The sequence below is a fragment of the Novosphingobium sp. SL115 genome (assembly GCF_026672515.1).
In the GTDB taxonomy this organism is placed as follows: domain Bacteria; phylum Pseudomonadota; class Alphaproteobacteria; order Sphingomonadales; family Sphingomonadaceae; genus Novosphingobium.
Genome location: NZ_JAPPRG010000002.1, coordinates 1,587,702 through 1,604,253 on the forward strand (window position 1 = coordinate 1,587,702; position 16,552 = coordinate 1,604,253).

Sequence of the window (16,552 nt, forward strand, 5' to 3'; positions counted from 1 at the left end):
TTAAGTGATTGATTAAGGTGCGTCCTTGATCGAGGTCATTTCACCTTGGTTTTATGGATGAAGTCCCGCTGCATCAGGGTCTGCTTTGGCAACCTGATCCAGCGTCGCCTGATTAAGCCGTGCGAGTCGCGCTTCGTGTGTGGCCCGATCAATCGGAAAGCGGCGCACAACCAGCGCGGTGATGCCTGCCAGCACGGCGATGCACGCAGCATAGGCAAGGCTGAGCTTGTAAGTCACTTCCGGCAGCACGGCATCAGGCGCGGTGTTCGCTTCAAGCCCGGAATAGCTGAGTAGCAGGCCGGTGATGAACACACCCAGCCCGCCTGCGCATTTCGATGCAAGGAACGCTCCTGCCGAAAGCGTTCCTTCCGAACGCCGCCCGGTCTGTTCCTCCGATGCTTCAACCACATCGGCCACCATCGACCACAATGTCATCGTGCCGGTAACGGTGAAGGTGTTGGACAAGAAGGTGGCGACAAACATCGCGGAAATTGCGGTGGTTGAACCATCCTGCGCCCACAACCCCAGCCAGCGCAGGATCAGCGGGCCTACCCAGAACACCATGCCCAGCGGTGCAACGCGCATCACCGTGCCAGCCTTGCCCCAACGCCGTTGGGCAGGGCCAACCAAGGCAGATGCACCGATCACGCTGAAGAACAGGATCACCGGATAGAGTTGCAGCGCGATCGAACTGAATTTCCAGACATAGAGGTAAAGGTAGTTCGAAAGGGCAAAGGTAATCCCCTGCGATGTGAGCGCGGCCGCAATTCCTGCCATGACGATCAGGCAGGCCGGGTGCGAAAAGCTCTCCCGGATTTCGCTGAGCGAGGCAAATGCCCCTTTGCCTGAAGGCGAGCGTTCCGGCGGCCAGCCTGCAACGGCACGGTGCTGCCCAATTGCCGACAGCAGTACGGCCGCTGCCATCAGCCCAGCGCCAAACAGGCCGAAATTGCGATATCCTTCGCGTGTCAGCATGGCGTCGGACAGGAATACCCCATAGGCCAGCAACAGCATCAGCAGCCCGCCACCCCAGGCAAAGACAAAGCGGAACCGGGTCAGCCGCGTGCGTTCGTCATAATCGCGGCTGATTTCGGCCACCAGTGCAGCCGACGGCACTTCGCACATCGCCACCAGCGCGCGCACAAGAATGGCGGAAAGCAGCAGCATGGCAAAGCTGGGCTGGCCAATCGGTGACCACAGGAAAATCCACGCCAGCGCCAGCGGAATGGCTGCGATGTAAAGGAATGGCAGTCTGCGCCCGATCGAGGTGCGTGTCCGGTCGCTGATATGTCCCACGATGGGGTCGATAAGTCCGTCGAACACCAGCGCGATCAACAGTGCAAGGCTAACCAGCCGGGCGTCCATGCCCAGCACCTGATTGTAGAACAGCAGCAGGAACGTGGCGAAACCGTTGTCTTTCACCCCATAGGCCACGCTGCCCAACCCGTTGAACATGGCAAGGCGTGTGGGCACACGGCCCGCGACAGGGATCACGCGGTCTTCCCGGCGTCTGCCATTTGCTGAAGCGCGTCGAACAAGCCGGGCATGTTCGGATCCCAGCTATGGCGCGGACCAATGGTGATGCCACCATCGACGATCAGCGACGTGCCGTTGACGAAGCCCGCCGCATCGCTGGCCAGATAGAGCACGGCCTGCGCAATGTCGTCAGGCTGTCCGCCGCGCGCCACGGGCTGCGCCTGTTGTGACATCGCCGCAATTGCGCCCTTGGCCTGTGCCGCCAGTGCTTCGGGCATTTCCAGTGAACTGGTGAAGATGTTGGTATTGATGAAGCCGGGCTGCACCGCATTCACGCGGATCTGGTGTCGGGCAAGATCGGCCGCAGCCACTTTGGTCAGGTGCAGCACGCCTGCCTTCGCCACGGCATAGGCGGTAGGCGAATAGCCGGGACCAACCGCCGCCACGCTGGACGTATTGACGATGGCTGCGCCCGGTCGCCCGATCATGTGGGGCACGGCATAGCGTATACCGAACGCGACCGAGCGCAGTAGCAGGTCCATCGTGCGGTCCCAGCCTTCCGGCTCGATCTCGTCAATCGGGGCGCGATCACCGCCGGCGCCAGCATTGTTGAACACCGCATCGATCCCGCCGGTTTCGGCGGCAGCGCGGTCCATCAATGCCTTGATATCCTCCACCCGCGTCACATCGCAGCGCTGGCATATCACATTGCCGTTTGAACTGGCCGCCGTTTGCGCAAGGCCCGCTTCATCGATGTCGGCGGCATAGACTTTTGCCCCCTCTGCCGCGAAGGCGAGCGCCGCTGCGCGCCCGATTCCCGATGCAGCCCCTGTGACGACAACCGTCTTTTCCGTGAATCGCATGGCCCTCTCCCAGACCGTTTTCTATCGTTTTACGTTTCCGTCAGCTTAGGCGGGAAAGACCCCGCGTCAATGCTCCTGCGGTTGACGCTACGGCATGCTGGCCTTGGCGTAAGGCGCAGAAATCCGTGCTTGCAAGCGGTGCACGACTCGCCTTAACCTTCCGATTAAGAGAGGAGCAACGCCATGTCTGAACTGGACGCCTTCCGCGGTGAAATCCGCGCGTGGCTTGAAGAGAATTGCCCGGCCGAGATGCGTGAACCGGTGCGCGATGAAGGCGATGTCTGCTGGGGCGGACGCAACTTCACGTTCAAGAACGAAGCCCAGAAGACCTGGATGGAGCGTTGCGCGGCCAAGGGCTATACCGTGCCCGACTGGCCCAAGGCCTATGGCGGCGCCGGCCTGTCTGCGGCGCAGGCAAAGGTGTGGCGCGAGGAGTGCGCGCGCATCGGTGCACGTCCGCCGCTGTCCAGCTTTGGCATCTGGATGCTTGGCCCCGCGTTGCTGAAATTCGGCACCGAAGAGCAAAAGGTTCATTACCTCAACCAGATTGCCCGTGGCGAAATCCGCTGGTGCCAGGGTTATTCCGAACCCGGTTCGGGGTCAGACCTCGTATCGTTGCAGACCTTTGGTGAAGACAAGGGCGATCACTGGGTCGTCAACGGCCAGAAGATCTGGACGTCATACGCCGACAAGGCCGACTGGATTTTCTGCCTTGTCCGCACCGACAAGGGCAACAAGTATCAGGGCATCAGCTTCCTGTTGTTCGACATGATGACGCCGGGCGTCACCACCAAGCCGATCAAGCTTATCAGCGGCAATTCGCCGTTCTGCGAAACCTTCTTTGATAACGTGGTCGTGCCCAAGGCGCAGATTGTGGGTGATCTCAATCGCGGTTGGGACGTGGCCAAGTATCTGCTGGGCCATGAGCGTGAGATGATTTCGGGCGCGGGCGGTGGTGACCGGCTTAACGCGATTGGTGCCATCTGTTCGCGCAATGGTCTGGAAGATCCCATCTTGCGCGCCGAACTCGCCATGTTTGATGTCGATGCGCTGGCCTATTCGGCCATGGGCGAAAAGTTCATGGACGAAGTGAAGGTGGGCAAGGCCCATCCCGCGCAGCCCAACATGATGAAATATGCCGGGACCGAACTGAACAAGCGTCGCCACGAGTTGCTGATGGCGGCAGGCGGGGCAACCGCGCTGGAATGGGATAGCGATCGCACCAGCGGCGGCACGCCATCGCGTTCATGGCTGCGCACCAAGGCCAACTCGATCGAAGGCGGCACCAGCGAAGTCATGCTCAACGTCATTGCCAAGCGCATTCTCGACCTGCCGGGAGCCTGATCCATGCCTCTGTATCATAATGAAGATCAGGCCATGCTGGCCGATACGGTCACCGGCTTCATGGTCGATGAAGGTGGCATCAAGAAGCAGCTTCGCCACTATCGCGACATCAACTGTCAGGATGGCTTCGGCCATGCGCTGTGGAAGCAGTTCGCGGAAATGGGCTTGACCGGGATGCTTGCCGCCGAAGCGGATGGCGGCCTTGCCATGGGCCATGTCGAAGCGGGCATCGTGCTTCAGCAGATTGGCCGTAACCTTACCCCATCGCCGTTCCTGACCACTTCGGTCATGGGCGTCACCGCGCTTTCGGGCGGGTCTGACGATCTGCGCGGGCGCTGGCTGCCGGGCGTGATCGCGGGCGATGCCGTGCTGGCCGTCGCGGTGGATGAAGGCCCCAAGCACAGGCCCGAACGCATTGCCGTCCGCGCAGAAAAGGCGGGCAATGGTTTCCGGCTTTCAGGGCGCAAGGCCTTTGTGGTTCATGGTGCATCGGCGGATGCCATCATCGTGGCCGCGCGCACTTCGGGCAGCGACAGCGATGTTGATGGCATAACCCTGTTTGCCGTGCCCAAGGATGCGGCTGGCGTATCCCACGAAAACCTGCGTCTGGTTGACAGTGCCATGGCCAGCAACGTCACGTTCGACAATGTCGAACTTGATGGCGATTGCGTGATTGGCGACGTGGACGGTGGCCGCGCGCTGTTGAACAGGGTGCTGGCCGCCGGACGCATCGGTTCCGCTGCCGAAATGACCGGCGTGGGGCAGGGCGCGTTCGACATCACCGCCGCCTATCTGAAAACGCGCAAGCAGTTCGGCCGTCTGATCGGGGAATTTCAGGGCCTGCAACACCGCGCCGCCCACCTCTATTCCGAACTCGAAATCGCTACGGCCGCGGTTATCAAGGCACAGCAACTGCTGGATGGCGGGTCGGACAAGGCTGAACTGATGATTTCGGTGGCCAAGGCCAAGGCTGGCAAGGCCTGCAACCTTGCCGTGCGCGAAGGTGTGCAGATGCACGGCGGCGTTGGCATGACCGATGAATTCGACATCGGCCTTTACATGAAGCGCGACCGTTCGCTGTCCGAATTCATGGGCGACCAGTATTACCATGCCGAGCGTGTGGCACAGCTTAGCGGATATTGAACATCGCCCCCTCCCTTGACGGGGAGGGGGATGGAGAAAATACCATGGATTTCAGCAAACTGTTCAGCCTTGAAGGCCGCGTTGCCGTGGTCACTGGCGGATCGCGCGGTATTGGTGAAATGATTGCCGAGGGCTATCTCGCCGCCGGGTGCGCGCGCGTCTATATTACTGCGCGCAAGGCCGCTGTGGTCGAGGAAACCGCTGCGCGCTTGGGCGAACGCTGCATCGCGCTGCCGGGCGATATTTCGAATGTTGCCGGGATCGAAGCTTTGGCTGCAGATCTTGCTGCGCGCGAATCAAAGATCGACATTCTCGTCAACAACGCGGGCGCCGCATGGGGTGCGGATTTTGAAGTCTTCCCCGAAGCCGGGTGGGACAAGGTCATGGACCTGAACGTCAAGACCCCGTTCTTCCTGACGCAAAAGCTGCACGGTCTGCTGAAAGCTGCCGCCAGCCAGCAGCAACCGGCCAAGGTCATCAACATCGCCTCGGTCGATGGCCTGCGCCTGAACCCTTGGGAAACCTACAGCTATCAGGCGTCGAAAGCGGCGGTGGTCCACCTGACCAAGCGCATGGCGGCACGGCTGATAAAGGACAACATCGTTGCCAGTTGCATCTGCCCCGGCGCGTTCCCGTCAGAAATGAACAAGGCCGCCGCGCTCAACCCCGAAGCCTCGGCCAAGGGCATCCCTTCAAAGCGGATCGGCACGATCGAAGACATGGCTGGTGGCGCAATTTTCCTTGCCAGCCGCGCGGGGGATTACGTCGTTGGCACGCCACTGCCGATTGATGGCGGCATCGTGAATGGCTGGATACCGGGCGCGGCCATCGATCCAAGCGGGCACTGATCCCGCAACCTGAATGGTAAGCGGCGCCCCCGCGCAGGCGGGGGCCTCGTGCCGCGAACGGAACTTACGCTTTTGCCGACTGATGCCGCCGCCTGCGCGGGGGGCAAGCAACCTCTTTCGCCAATCAGCCCTGCATCAACCCACGCACGAAATCGATCAGCCCGGTCTGCCGGGTCCGCCGCATCCGTTCCGCTGCCAGAATTTCGCGCACCTTGCAGAAGCAGCCTTCGACGTCATCGTTGACCACAACATAGTCATAGCCGTCCCAGTGGCTGATTTCCGCCTGCGCCCGGTCCATGCGTGCGGCAATCACTTCGGCGCTGTCAGTGCCACGCCCTGTCAGGCGGCGGCGCAGTTCGTCAAGGCTGGGCGGTAGGATGAACACGCGCACCACGTCGGCCTGTGCCTTCTGGTGTAATTGCTGGGTACCTTGCCAGTCGATGTCGAACAGCACATCGCCGCCCTGCTTCAACCGTTCGCGGATGTGGGCTTTGGGCGTGCCATAGGAATTGCCGAACACGGTTGCCCATTCATAGAACTCGTTGGCTTCGACCATGCGGTCAAACTCGGTCCGGTCGACGAAGTAATAATCCTTGCCGTCCACTTCACCGGCACGCATCGGGCGGGTGGTGACCGAAACCGACATGGCGATTTCCGTATCTTCGGCCAGAAGCTTGCGCGCGATGGTCGTCTTTCCCGCGCCCGAAGGCGATGACAGGATGAACATCAGTCCCCGGCGATGCAGGGTGTCATGGGAGTCGGTTTCGCGGGACGAATGGGCCATGCGCGCTAGTGGCGCATCGGTTCCCGACCGGTCAAGTGGGGATCAAACCCTTCAGCTTTTCTCGCCGCGTTCAGCCTGCTTTTCGAGCGCGATCTTGCCAACCGCTTCAGCCTTCATCCGGCGACGCCGTTCGAACAGCGTTTTTGCCACCAGACCGCCGCCCACCACAATAGCGCCGGGGACCGAACGGGTAGCGATTCGTGCAATCGCCGTGCCGATCAGCGTTTGCGCCATGCTGCGGCCACGGATCAGGTTACCGGCTTTCGAACTGCCCACGCGGCTGCCGACCAGGCCTTTTTCCACACCCCGGCGCAGTAACGCCCCGCCTGCGCGCAGGGCAATGTCAGCCAGAATCAAATTTGCCATGGGGTTGGGGCTGGGCGCAGGCACTTTGCCGATTGCGCCCTTCGCAGCGTTCTTGATCGCTTTCTTGCCCACCTTCGCCATGCGCCTGCCTTTCGCGTAAGAGGCGGCTTTCGCGCCTCTTACTTCTTCTTGCCGAAATCCACTGTGACGACATTCGAGCCGTCTTCTGCCTGTTCAACGGCAGGACGTTCGGCTTGTTCCGGCGAATCGTTGCCCGCTTCGTCCAGCGGTTCGGCTTCGTCATCGGCCACAGCCTGAAATTGCAGGCCAAAATCCACGGCAGGATCGACAAATGCGGTGATGGCGGAGAACGGCACGTTTAGGATCGACGGGATCTGATTGAACGAAAGGCCGACGCTGAACCGGTCTGCCTCAACCTTCAGATCCCAGAACTTGTTCTGCAGCACGATGGTCATTTCATCGGGAAAGCGTTCGCGCAGGCGCTGCGGAATGTCCACGCCGGGCGCGCCGGTCTTGAACGTGATGTAGAAATGGTGGCCACCGGGCAGGGTGCCGCCCGAATCCTGCACCTGGCCCAGAACGCGGCCCACGACGGCGCGCAGGGCCTCCTGCACGATTTCGTCATAGGGGATCATGCTGTCGGGTGTATCGGTCATGGGCAAGACAACTGGCCTTGGGCAGCGCGTGGGTCAAGTGGGGACGGTGATTGATTCTCATGATGAGCGGCGTATAGGCGCAGCCATGCGCACCGGATCGATCACGCGAAAGACCGAGGAAACCGACATTGCCGTGTCGGTAAACCTCGATGGCACCGGCACCTACAAGGTGGATACCGGCATCGGTTTTCTCGATCACATGATCGAACAGTTTAGCCGCCATTCGCTGATCGACATCGAATGCCGGGTGAAGGGCGATCTTCACGTCGATCAGCACCACACGACCGAAGACAGCGCCATCGCGCTGGGGCAGGCCATTTCACAGGCGCTGGGCGACAAGAAGGGCATTACCCGCTACGGACACACCTATTCCCCCATGGACGAGGCGTTGAGCCGCGTTGCGCTGGATATTTCCGGCCGTCCGGTGCTGATCTGGAAGGCCGCATTCACCCAGCCGCGTCTGGGTGAAATGGACACCGAAATGTTCGAACACTGGTTCCAGTCGATTTCGCAGGCGGCGGGCATCACCCTGCACATCGAAAGCCTCTACGGGTCGAACAACCACCACATCATCGAAGGCATCTACAAGGGCTTTGCCCGCGCGATGCGGCAGGCAATTTCCATCGACCCGCGCAAGGCCGACGCGGTGCCGTCAACCAAGGGCATTCTCGGTGGCTGAAACGCTCGCACTGGTGGATTATGGTGCGGGCAATCTGCGCTCGGTCGCCAATGCGCTGAAGGCGGCGGGCGCCGAAGGTGTCGTCGTTACGGCAGACCCAACGGTGGTTCGCACGGCGGACCGCATTGTTCTGCCCGGCGTGGGTGCCTTTCGGGCTTGTGTAGCGGCGCTTCAGGGCGTGCCGGGACTGGTCGATGCCATGCAGGAGCGGGTGCTGGTCGGCGCAGCGCCCTTCCTTGGCATTTGCGTGGGCATGCAGCTTCTGGCTGATCGCGGTGTCGAACACGGCGTTACCGAAGGGCTGGGCTGGATCGGTGGCGAAGTGCGCGTGATTGAACCCGCCGATGCGTCGATCAAAGTGCCACACATGGGCTGGAACGATGTCGCCCCCATGCCCCATGGCGGCGGCGCAGAACTGATAGAGGGTGGTGAGGCCTATTTCCTCCACTCCTACCACTTCGTGGCCGACGAGGGCGCGCATGTGGCGGCGATGAGCGATCATGGCGGCGGAATCGTTGCCGCCGTGGCGCGTGACAATATCCTTGGCGTGCAGTTCCACCCGGAAAAGAGCCAGTCCTACGGCCTTTCCCTGCTCGCCCGTTTTCTTGAATGGAAGCCTTGAGACATGATCGTTTTCCCGGCCATCGATCTTAAAGGCGGGCAGGTTGTCCGTCTGGCAGAAGGCGATATGGATCGCGCGACGGTCTATGGCGACAACCCAGCCCATCAGGCCGCGCTGTTTGCCGCTGCCGGTTCGCAATACCTGCATGTGGTCGATCTCGATGGATCGTTCGCCGGACGCGCGGAAAACCGCGAGGCAGTGGAAGGCATCCTGAAAGCGTTTACCGGCCATGTTCAGCTTGGCGGTGGCATTCGCACGCGCGAAGCCGTGACGGGCTGGTTCGACCTTGGCGTTTCGCGCGTGGTCATGGGCACAGCCGCGCTGAAAGACCCGCAGTTCGTCAAGGACATGGCCAAGGAATTTCCCGGCGGTATCGTGGTGGCGGTTGACGCGCGCGATGGCATGGTGGCGACCGAAGGTTGGGCCGATGTGTCTGACGTCGAAGTGGTCGACTTGGCTCGCCGGTTTGAGGATGCGGGCGTTGCCAGCCTGCTGTTCACCGACATTGGCCGCGATGGCATGCTGAAAGGCGTCAACATCGACGCGACGGTGGAACTGGCGCGCCGGGTCGATATTCCGGTCATCGCCAGCGGGGGCGTGAAGGGTATCGACGATATCCGCATGCTCAAAATTCACGAAGTCGATGGCATTGAAGGCGTCATTACCGGGCGCGCCCTGTTCGAAGGTCGGCTTGATCTGGCGGCCGCAATCGCGATGGCAGAGGCCTGAAATGACCGTTCGCGTCCGCGTCATTCCCTGCCTTGATGTGGCCGAAGGCCGCGTGGTCAAAGGCGTCAACTTTGTCGACCTGCGCGATGCGGGCGATCCGGTTGAACAGGCGCGGGCCTATGACAAGGCGGGGGCGGACGAGCTGTGCTTCCTTGATATTTCAGCCACTCACGAAGGGCGCGGCACGCTGCTGGATGTGGTGGCCCGAACGGCAGAGGTGTGCTTCATGCCGCTGACCGTTGGCGGCGGTGTCCGCGCCGTCGAAGATGCGCGCGCGCTGCTTCTGGCAGGGGCTGACAAGGTGGCGGTCAATTCCGCTGCTGTCGCCCGGCCTGAACTGGTGCGCGACATTGCCGAAAAGTTCGGCGCGCAGTGCGTGGTCGGTTCGGTCGATGCGCGCAGGGTAGCGCCCGGCAAGTGGGAAATCTTCACCCACGGCGGGCGCAAGGCCACCGGCATCGATGCGCTGGCCCATGCGGTGAACCTTGCCACGCTGGGGGCGGGCGAATTGCTGGTCACGTCGATGGACGGTGACGGTACGAAGAAGGGCTATGACCTTGAATTGACGCGCGCAATTGCCGATGCGGTGCCTGTGCCGGTTATTGCCAGCGGCGGCGTCGGTTCGCTCGATCATCTGGTCGAAGGCGTGATTCAGGGCCATGCCAGCGCGGTTCTGGCCGCTTCGATCTTCCACTTTGGCACACACTCGATTGCAGAAGCCCACGCCGCTTTGCGTGCTGCGGGGCTGCCGGCCCGGTCTTGAGTCCCGCAATGGGGCATTAACCACTGTAGTTAAGGGATTTTAACGAATCGCGCGGTCTGGCAGGGCAAAATTCCCAAACAGTCAAACAGGCCGCTTGTCCCGTGGTTCGTCCGCTTATCAGCATTGTCATCGCCCTTTGCGCCGCCGCTCCGGCTTATGCGCAATCTTCGGGCGTTTCCGTGCCTGAACCGACCACGACCGCGCTGCTGGGACTAGGCATCGTCGGGCTGATCGTTGGCCGGCAGGTTGCCAAGCGCAAAGACTGATCTTCCGGCATTGATGCGTTCGCCGCTTGACCCCGGCGCGCCTGCGTTTCATGCGGGGGCCATGGAACACGGTGAAATTCTGACCCGGCTTGAAGCCACGATTGCGCAGCGCCGCCTTGGCGATCCTTCGGCCAGCTATGTGGCCAAGCTCAACGCCAAAGGCGTTGCCAAGATCGCGCAGAAAGTGGGTGAAGAAGGCACCGAAACGGTGATCGCCGCACTGACCGGAAGCCGTGAAGAACTGGTCGGCGAAGCGGCAGACCTGATTTTTCACCTGATGGTGCTGTTGTCGGCCAAGGATGTGCCGCTGGCAGACGTGCTGGGCGAACTGCAACGCCGCGAAGGCACATCAGGCATCGTTGAAAAGGCAGGCAGGAGCAACTGACATGGCCGTTGATGCGACTAAGGCCTATGACGACCAGAACATTTTCGCGAAAATCCTGCGCGGGGAAATTCCCAACCGCACGGTTTACGAAGATGACTTTGCGCTGGCGTTCCACGACATCAACCCGCAGGCTCCGACCCACGTTCTGGTGATCCCCAAAGGGCCATACGTGTGCTGGGACGATTTTTCGGCCAAGGCGGATGCTGCTGAAATTGCAGGTTTCGTGCGTGCTGTGGGCAAAGTGGCGCGCGATCTGGGGCTGGTTGTGCCGGGCTATCGCCTGCTGGCGAACACCGGCATCAATGGCCATCAGGAAGTGCCGCATCTGCACGTCCACCTCTTTGCAGGGCAGCCACTTGGCCCCATGCTGGTGCGCTGAATAGGTCCGTTCCAGAGATAGGCAGTTAACCACCTCTTGCCCAACGACTCGTCGCAAGGGTAGGGTTGACCGCGAATGCTTTTGCCTGCTCCCCCTTCCGGCCTGTTCGACGGCCCGCAGCACCTTTACCCGGTTCGCGTCTATTTTGAGGACACGGACCTTTCGGGTGTGGTTTATCATGCCAATTATCTGCGCTGGTTCGAGCGCGCCCGGTCAGACATGCTGCGCCTGCTGGGCATAGACCAGCGCACCGCGCACGAAGCGGGCGAGGGGGCCTATGCCGTCAGCGAAATGGGCCTGCGGTATCTGCGCCCGGCCAAGCTGGATGATGATGTGCTGATCTGTAGCACCGTTGCAGAACTTTCCCCTGCCACCTGCCGCATCGTGCAGCGTGCGTTCAGGGATGAAACGCTGTTGTGCGAAGCGAAAGTGCGTGTCGCTTTCGTTGCGCCCAATGGCCGTCCCCGCCGTCAGCCGCCCGCCTGGGTGGCGGCATTCAAGACTATCGTTTCCGCATCCGAAGGGCCTGATCCCGCATGACGTTCCAAATGCTTGCCAGCGGCGTTTCCTTTGCGCCCACCACGCTGAACCCGGTCCAGCTTTTCCTTGAAGCCGATTATGTGGTCCAGGCGGTCATGGCCGGGCTGGTTCTGGCCAGCGTGTGGGTCTGGGCGATCATCGTTGGCTTTTCGCTGAAGATCGGCAGCGTACAGCGCGGCTGCGACAAGTACGAGCGTGAATTCTGGGAAGCGCGCGATATCGACCAGTTCCAGAAGGACAACAAGGGACGCGATCTGCCGTCGGCCCGCTTGGTCAATGCCGCCCTTGCCGAATGGCGTCGTTCCACATCGGGCAAGGCGATTGACCGCGAAGGCACCCGTCAGCGGCTGTCCACCGCGCTTGACGGCGCGGTAACGGCAGAAACCGATGCGCTGGCCAACCGGTTGAATTTCCTTGCTACAGTAGGGTCCGTCGCCCCGTTCGTCGGGCTGTTCGGCACGGTCTGGGGCATCATGGACAGCTTCTTCAACATCGGCGCGCAGCAGAATTCCTCGCTTGCCGTGGTGGCCCCCGGCATTTCTGAAGCGCTGTTCGCCACGGCCATCGGCCTGTTCGCGGCGATCCCGGCAGTCATCGCCTACAACCGCTTTTCCCACCGCGTGAACCGTTTTGAAACGCGGCTCTATCGCTTTGCCGACCGGTTCCATTCCTCGCTCAGCCGCGAACTGGAGAACTGAGCCATGGCAATGTCTATGGGGTCCGGGGGCGGCGGAGGCCGGGGCCGGCGAGGCCGGGGCGGTCGCGCCGCGATGAGCGAGATCAACGTCACTCCGCTGGTCGACGTGATGCTGGTGCTGCTGATTATCTTCATGGTCACCGCCCCCATGTTAGCCGCAGGCGTGCCGGTAGACCTGCCTGACAGCAAGGCCGATCCGCTGGATCAGCAGCAGGACCAGATCACCGTCAGCATCGATGCCCAAGGCGCAGTTTTCCTTGACGATCAGCAGCTTGCGCCGGGCGAACTGGGTGATCGCCTTGCCGGGCTAGAGCGCGGGCCAAAGCCGCCGCTGGTCACCCTGCGCGCCGACCGCGTGCTGGATTGGGGCCGGGTTGCTGCGGTGATGGGTGAATTGAACGCAGCGGGCTTCAAATCAATTTCGCTGGTCACCAACAGTTCATCCCAAGCGCAATAGGCATGGCATCCATGCAAGATCCTACCGCAGGCGGACTTTCACGGCAGGAAGGCGCTGGGCTGGCCATTGCGGCCGCGGCCCACGTCGCGCTGGTCGCTGCACTTACCCTGTCTCCGCCGGGCAAGACCGTGCAGCCGCCGCCACAGCGGATGGAAGTGACCTTCTCCGAAGAGATTGCCGAGCAGTCGACGTCGCCCGATTCCATGGCGCAGGCTGCGCCCGATGTGGCGCCTGAACTGGGCGAACCACAGCCAGCGCCTGCACCCGTGCCGGAACCTGCGCCACGGCCAGAACCGCCCCAGCCTGCGCCTGTGCCGCCGCAGCCCAAGCCGCAACCCAAACCTCAGCCTGCGCCTAAACCAGCACCGCCTAAACCAGTGCCGCCCAAGCCAGCGCCCCCAAAGCCAGCGCCCCCTAAACCGGCCCCGGCAAAGGCTGTCCCGGCCAAGCCTGCGCCTGCCCGACCGGCTCCGGCAAAGCCAACACCGGCCAAATCCGCCCCGGCCAAGGCGCAAGCGGCCAAACCTGCTGACCAAAGCCCCCGTCGCAGGCCTGATACGCCCAGCGGTGGCAGCCGTATCGGTAGCGACTTTCTGAAAGGCGTTCCGGGATCAACCAAGCCCGGCACCGCCAGCACACCGCCTGCCGCTGCCATTGGCGCGGATGTAAAGGCGTCGCTGGTGGGGGCCATCTCGCGTGAGATCAAGCCGCACTGGGCCGCGCCGCAAGGGGTGGATACCGACAAGCTGGTCACGATCCTTGCATGGGATCTGAACCCTGACGGGAGCCTTGCAGGGCGTCCGCGCGTTGTCGATCAGCAGGGCATCACGCCCGCCAACGAAGCGCAGGCCAAGCGCCATGCCGAACAGGCGATCCGCGCGGTGCAACTGGCTGCGCCGTTCGATCTGCCTGATAACTATTATGCAGGCTGGAAGCGCATTGCCGCTTTCCGCTTCGACAGGAAGTTGTCCCAATGACCAAGCGTTTTCTTGTTGTTCTTGCAGGCGTTGTCAGCCTTCCCGCTATGGCGCTGGCCCAACAGACCACGCTGCCTTCATCGTCCGCGCCCCAAGCCGCGCAGGACGATGGCGGGTTGACCGGATCGGTCACCGACGAAAGCGAATGGCAAGATCTGGGCATCGCCATCCCCGCGTTCCCGACCAATCTCAGCGTCCCCACCGCTGCCGAAGGCGGCAATACCGAAGCGCTGGGCCGCAATGTGGCGCGTGTGGTGTTCAACGACCTCAAGAACAATGGCCTGTTCAAGCCGGTTGGTCCTGATGCCTTGCCTGCAGTAGCATTTCCGCAAGTGGCGGCGCCTACGTTCGATACGTGGCGCGGACGTTCAGCGGAAATGCTGGTGCAGGGTTTCGTGCGCGCCAACGGCGATGGCCGCTTGACTGTCGGTTGTTATCTTTACGACGTCGCGCTGGGCAGCGAATTGGCCCGGCAAGGCTATGTGGTAAAGCCTGAAGAATGGCGCCGCGCCGCGCACAAATGCGCCGACATGGTCTATTCGCGCCTGTCGGGCGAAAGCCCGTTCTTTGACAGCAAGATCGCCTATATCGCCGAAACCGGCCCCAAGGACCGCCGCCGCAAGCAGCTTGCCATCATGGATTCCGATGGCGCAAACCACCGCTTCATCACCAATGGGCAGGCAACCGCGCTGACGCCGCGCTATTCGCCCGACTACAGCCGCATCGTCTATCTCAGCTATCTGAACGGTGCGCCGCGCATTTATATCTACAATGTCGGCACCGGCCAGCAGACGCTGGTCACCTCCAGCACCAATCCCACCTTCGCGCCGCGCTGGTCGCCGGATGGCAAGTGGATTCTCTATTCGATGGCGGTCGCTGGCAACACCGATGTCTATCGCGTGTCGGCGCAAGGCGGGCCTTCCACGCGCTTGACCGATTCGCCGGGCATCGATGTCGGCGGTTCCTATTCGCCCGATGGCAGCAAGATCGTTTTTGAAAGCGATCGGTCGGGTAGCCAGCAGCTTTATGTGATGAATGCGGATGGATCGAACCAGAAGCGCATCAGCTTTTTCGGTGGGCGTGCGGCCACGCCTGAATGGTCACCGCGCGGCGATCAGATTGCGTTCACCCACATTGGCGGCAATTTCCGTATTGCGGTTACCGATCCTTCGGGCCGCAATATGCGCTTCCTGACAGACAGTTGGCAGGATGAAGCTCCCACATGGTCGCCAAATGGCCGTATCGTGCAGTTCTTCCGTACTGAACGCGGTAATGGCAAAACTGGCGTGTGGCAGGTTGATCTTACCGGGCGGAACGAGCGCAAGCTGAATACCCCCGTCGATGGTTCCGACCCTGCGTGGGGTCCGGTTCTGCCCTGATCCATATGGCGCAATGGCAAAAGTAGGCGCGGTTTCCTTGCCTTTGTGCCCAATAAACCGCACCATGTTCCATCCCTCCCCAAGGAGAAGCCCATGAACCGTCCGTTGATCTTTGTCGGCCTTGCCGCCGTCACGCTCACTCTCGGCGCTTGCGCGTCCAAGCCCAAGCAGCTTCCGCCCGAACCGGGCTCCACCACCACCACCCAGACCACGCCGACGCCGACCGCACCTGCAGGCCCGGTTCCCGGCAGTCAGGCAGATTTCATGGCATCGGTCATGTCCGACACGATCCTGTTCGATACCGACCGCTATAATGTGGATACGGCGGATCAGGGCGTGCTGCAAAGCCAGGCCAGTTGGCTGGCCCGTTATCCTTCGAGAGCCATCACCATCGAAGGCCATGCGGACGAACGTGGCACCCGCGATTACAACATCGCGCTGGGTGAACGCCGTGCCAATGCGGCCAAGAACTATCTGGTCAGCCTTGGTGTCGATCCGGGCCGCATCACCACGCTCAGCTATGGCAAGGAACGCCCCGTCGCGCTGGGTTCTGATGAGGAATCATGGGCGCGCAACCGCCGCGCGGTGACTGTCACCGTCAACTGATCCTTACCGGGTTATCTGCCTCGGCCCGGCCTTGCGGTCGGGCCGTTCGCGTTCATCCATCTTGACCTTTCGGTCCGGCTTTGGCTTTGCTTTTCGTATGGCGCGGTACACACGATCAAACGACTGGGGTTTTCCCCGCTGGCGCGGTTATCAGGGCGCGCGCGAAACCGCGTCTGTGCGCCTGTGCGATCGGGCCGGGTGTGAAGAGAAGGGAGATTGCCCCGCACCCAAGTCGCCCAATAACCCGGATCGCTGGTATTTCTGCCCCAAACATGCGGCGGAATACAACGCTGGCTGGAACTATTTCGAAGGGCTAGACAAGGAAGAGGCTGAACGCCGCGAAGCCGAAGAGCGGGGTGAGGCTTCGGGCTTCAAGCAGGCTTCTTGGGCGGAATGGGGCGGATCGGGCGATGGCACCCGTAGCCGGGACGAACTGCGCGCGCTTGAAGTGCTGGGCCTTGATCCTGATGCCGATTTCGACGCGGTGAAAAAGGCATGGCGCACCAAGGCCAAGGCCGTCCACCCCGACGTGCGCCCCGGCGACAAGGCCGCCGCCGAGGAGTTCCAGAAACTGCAGGTGTCCTACGAAGTGCTGCGTGCAGCGGAAGACCGCCGCGAATGGAAGGGCTGAC

At 61.9% G+C, this 16,552-nt stretch carries 22 protein-coding genes; 17 read left to right on the forward strand and 5 right to left on the reverse strand.

What is annotated here, in order from left to right:
* Nucleotides 1-51: 51 nt before the first annotated feature.
* Together OVA07_RS09210 and OVA07_RS09215 are read right to left on the reverse strand one after the other, a co-directional pair.
* Nucleotides 52-1,494: an MFS transporter gene (locus OVA07_RS09210; RefSeq protein ID WP_268171144.1), complete on the reverse strand. Its 1,443-nt coding sequence runs from the start codon at nt 1,492-1,494 to the stop codon at nt 52-54.
* Entirely contained in the window at nt 1,491-2,339 is an 849-nt protein-coding gene (locus OVA07_RS09215; protein WP_268171145.1) for an SDR family NAD(P)-dependent oxidoreductase, read from the reverse strand. Before OVA07_RS09215 ends, OVA07_RS09210 begins: the two co-directional genes overlap by 4 nt.
* A gap of 183 nt (nt 2,340-2,522) precedes the next feature.
* Here OVA07_RS09215 and OVA07_RS09220 point away from each other — a divergent pair, with 183 nt between their 5' ends.
* From OVA07_RS09220 to OVA07_RS09230, 3 genes are read left to right on the forward strand one after another with little or no spacing between them, the layout of a single operon-like run.
* Entirely contained in the window at nt 2,523-3,683 is a 1,161-nt protein-coding gene (locus OVA07_RS09220; protein WP_268171146.1) for an acyl-CoA dehydrogenase family protein, read from the forward strand.
* A 3-nt stretch (nt 3,684-3,686) separates the two neighbouring features.
* Nucleotides 3,687-4,826: an acyl-CoA dehydrogenase family protein gene (locus tag OVA07_RS09225; RefSeq protein WP_268171147.1), complete on the forward strand. Its 1,140-nt coding sequence runs from the start codon at nt 3,687-3,689 to the stop codon at nt 4,824-4,826.
* 44 nt (nt 4,827-4,870) lie between these two features.
* Complete coding sequence (locus tag OVA07_RS09230) at nt 4,871-5,674, forward strand: SDR family oxidoreductase (RefSeq protein ID WP_268171148.1); 804 nt, start codon at nt 4,871-4,873, stop codon at nt 5,672-5,674.
* Nucleotides 5,675-5,798: 124 nt separating this feature from the next.
* Here the strand turns inward: OVA07_RS09230 and gmk are convergent, their stop codons facing one another.
* Genes gmk through OVA07_RS09245 form a run of 3 tightly spaced genes read right to left on the reverse strand, consistent with a single transcriptional unit; the run spans nt 5,799 to nt 7,441 of the window.
* Nucleotides 5,799-6,458: a guanylate kinase gene (gmk, locus tag OVA07_RS09235; protein ID WP_268171149.1), complete on the reverse strand. Its 660-nt coding sequence runs from the start codon at nt 6,456-6,458 to the stop codon at nt 5,799-5,801.
* A 51-nt stretch (nt 6,459-6,509) separates the two neighbouring features.
* Nucleotides 6,510-6,905 (reverse strand): hypothetical protein, encoded by a 396-nt coding sequence (locus tag OVA07_RS09240; RefSeq protein WP_268171150.1) that lies wholly within the window; start codon nt 6,903-6,905, stop codon nt 6,510-6,512.
* Nucleotides 6,906-6,943: 38 nt separating this feature from the next.
* A complete protein-coding gene (locus OVA07_RS09245; protein WP_268171151.1) occupies nt 6,944-7,441 on the reverse strand; it encodes an SspB family protein in 498 nt (165 codons plus the stop codon).
* Nucleotides 7,442-7,526: 85 nt separating this feature from the next.
* On the opposite strand from OVA07_RS09245, the gene hisB reads away from it, so the two are divergent.
* The 14 genes from hisB to OVA07_RS09315 all read left to right on the forward strand — a co-directional run bounded on the left by hisB (nt 7,527) and on the right by OVA07_RS09315 (nt 16,551).
* On the forward strand, nt 7,527-8,120 hold the full coding sequence (gene hisB, locus OVA07_RS09250; RefSeq protein WP_268172663.1) for an imidazoleglycerol-phosphate dehydratase HisB: 594 nt from the start codon (nt 7,527-7,529) through the stop codon (nt 8,118-8,120).
* Nucleotides 8,113-8,742: an imidazole glycerol phosphate synthase subunit HisH gene (hisH, locus tag OVA07_RS09255; RefSeq protein ID WP_268171152.1), complete on the forward strand. Its 630-nt coding sequence runs from the start codon at nt 8,113-8,115 to the stop codon at nt 8,740-8,742. The genes hisB and hisH overlap by 8 nt, the downstream gene beginning before the upstream one ends.
* A 3-nt stretch (nt 8,743-8,745) precedes the next feature.
* Nucleotides 8,746-9,471, forward strand: coding sequence for a 1-(5-phosphoribosyl)-5-[(5-phosphoribosylamino)methylideneamino]imidazole-4-carboxamide isomerase (hisA, locus tag OVA07_RS09260; RefSeq protein WP_268171153.1), 726 nt, complete (start codon nt 8,746-8,748; stop codon nt 9,469-9,471).
* Between the two features lies 1 nt (nt 9,472).
* Entirely contained in the window at nt 9,473-10,234 is a 762-nt protein-coding gene (gene hisF / locus OVA07_RS09265) for an imidazole glycerol phosphate synthase subunit HisF (RefSeq protein WP_268171154.1), read from the forward strand.
* 101 nt (nt 10,235-10,335) lie between these two features.
* On the forward strand, nt 10,336-10,500 hold the full coding sequence (locus OVA07_RS09270) for a PEP-CTERM sorting domain-containing protein (RefSeq protein ID WP_268171155.1): 165 nt from the start codon (nt 10,336-10,338) through the stop codon (nt 10,498-10,500).
* Between the two features lie 61 nt (nt 10,501-10,561).
* Nucleotides 10,562-10,885 carry a phosphoribosyl-ATP diphosphatase gene (locus tag OVA07_RS09275; RefSeq protein ID WP_268172664.1) on the forward strand — a complete coding sequence of 108 codons (324 nt, stop codon included), beginning with the start codon at nt 10,562-10,564 and terminating at the stop codon, nt 10,883-10,885.
* A gap of 1 nt (nt 10,886) precedes the next feature.
* Nucleotides 10,887-11,264: a histidine triad nucleotide-binding protein gene (locus OVA07_RS09280; RefSeq protein ID WP_268171156.1), complete on the forward strand. Its 378-nt coding sequence runs from the start codon at nt 10,887-10,889 to the stop codon at nt 11,262-11,264.
* Nucleotides 11,265-11,339: 75 nt separating this feature from the next.
* Nucleotides 11,340-11,804 carry a YbgC/FadM family acyl-CoA thioesterase gene (locus tag OVA07_RS09285; protein ID WP_268171157.1) on the forward strand — a complete coding sequence of 155 codons (465 nt, stop codon included), beginning with the start codon at nt 11,340-11,342 and terminating at the stop codon, nt 11,802-11,804.
* Nucleotides 11,801-12,502, forward strand: coding sequence for a protein TolQ (tolQ, locus tag OVA07_RS09290; protein ID WP_268171158.1), 702 nt, complete (start codon nt 11,801-11,803; stop codon nt 12,500-12,502). The genes OVA07_RS09285 and tolQ overlap by 4 nt, the downstream gene beginning before the upstream one ends.
* Nucleotides 12,503-12,505: 3 nt before the next feature.
* Nucleotides 12,506-12,958, forward strand: coding sequence for an ExbD/TolR family protein (locus OVA07_RS09295; RefSeq protein WP_268171159.1), 453 nt, complete (start codon nt 12,506-12,508; stop codon nt 12,956-12,958).
* 11 nt (nt 12,959-12,969) lie between these two features.
* Nucleotides 12,970-13,935: a hypothetical protein gene (locus OVA07_RS09300; protein WP_268171160.1), complete on the forward strand. Its 966-nt coding sequence runs from the start codon at nt 12,970-12,972 to the stop codon at nt 13,933-13,935.
* Nucleotides 13,932-15,314 carry a Tol-Pal system beta propeller repeat protein TolB gene (gene tolB, locus OVA07_RS09305; protein ID WP_268171161.1) on the forward strand — a complete coding sequence of 461 codons (1,383 nt, stop codon included), beginning with the start codon at nt 13,932-13,934 and terminating at the stop codon, nt 15,312-15,314. Before OVA07_RS09300 ends, tolB begins: the two co-directional genes overlap by 4 nt.
* A 93-nt stretch (nt 15,315-15,407) precedes the next feature.
* A complete protein-coding gene (pal, locus tag OVA07_RS09310; RefSeq protein ID WP_268171162.1) occupies nt 15,408-15,920 on the forward strand; it encodes a peptidoglycan-associated lipoprotein Pal in 513 nt (170 codons plus the stop codon).
* A 97-nt stretch (nt 15,921-16,017) separates the two neighbouring features.
* Nucleotides 16,018-16,551 carry a J domain-containing protein gene (locus OVA07_RS09315; protein ID WP_268171163.1) on the forward strand — a complete coding sequence of 178 codons (534 nt, stop codon included), beginning with the start codon at nt 16,018-16,020 and terminating at the stop codon, nt 16,549-16,551.
* Nucleotide 16,552: the final 1 nt, after the last annotated feature.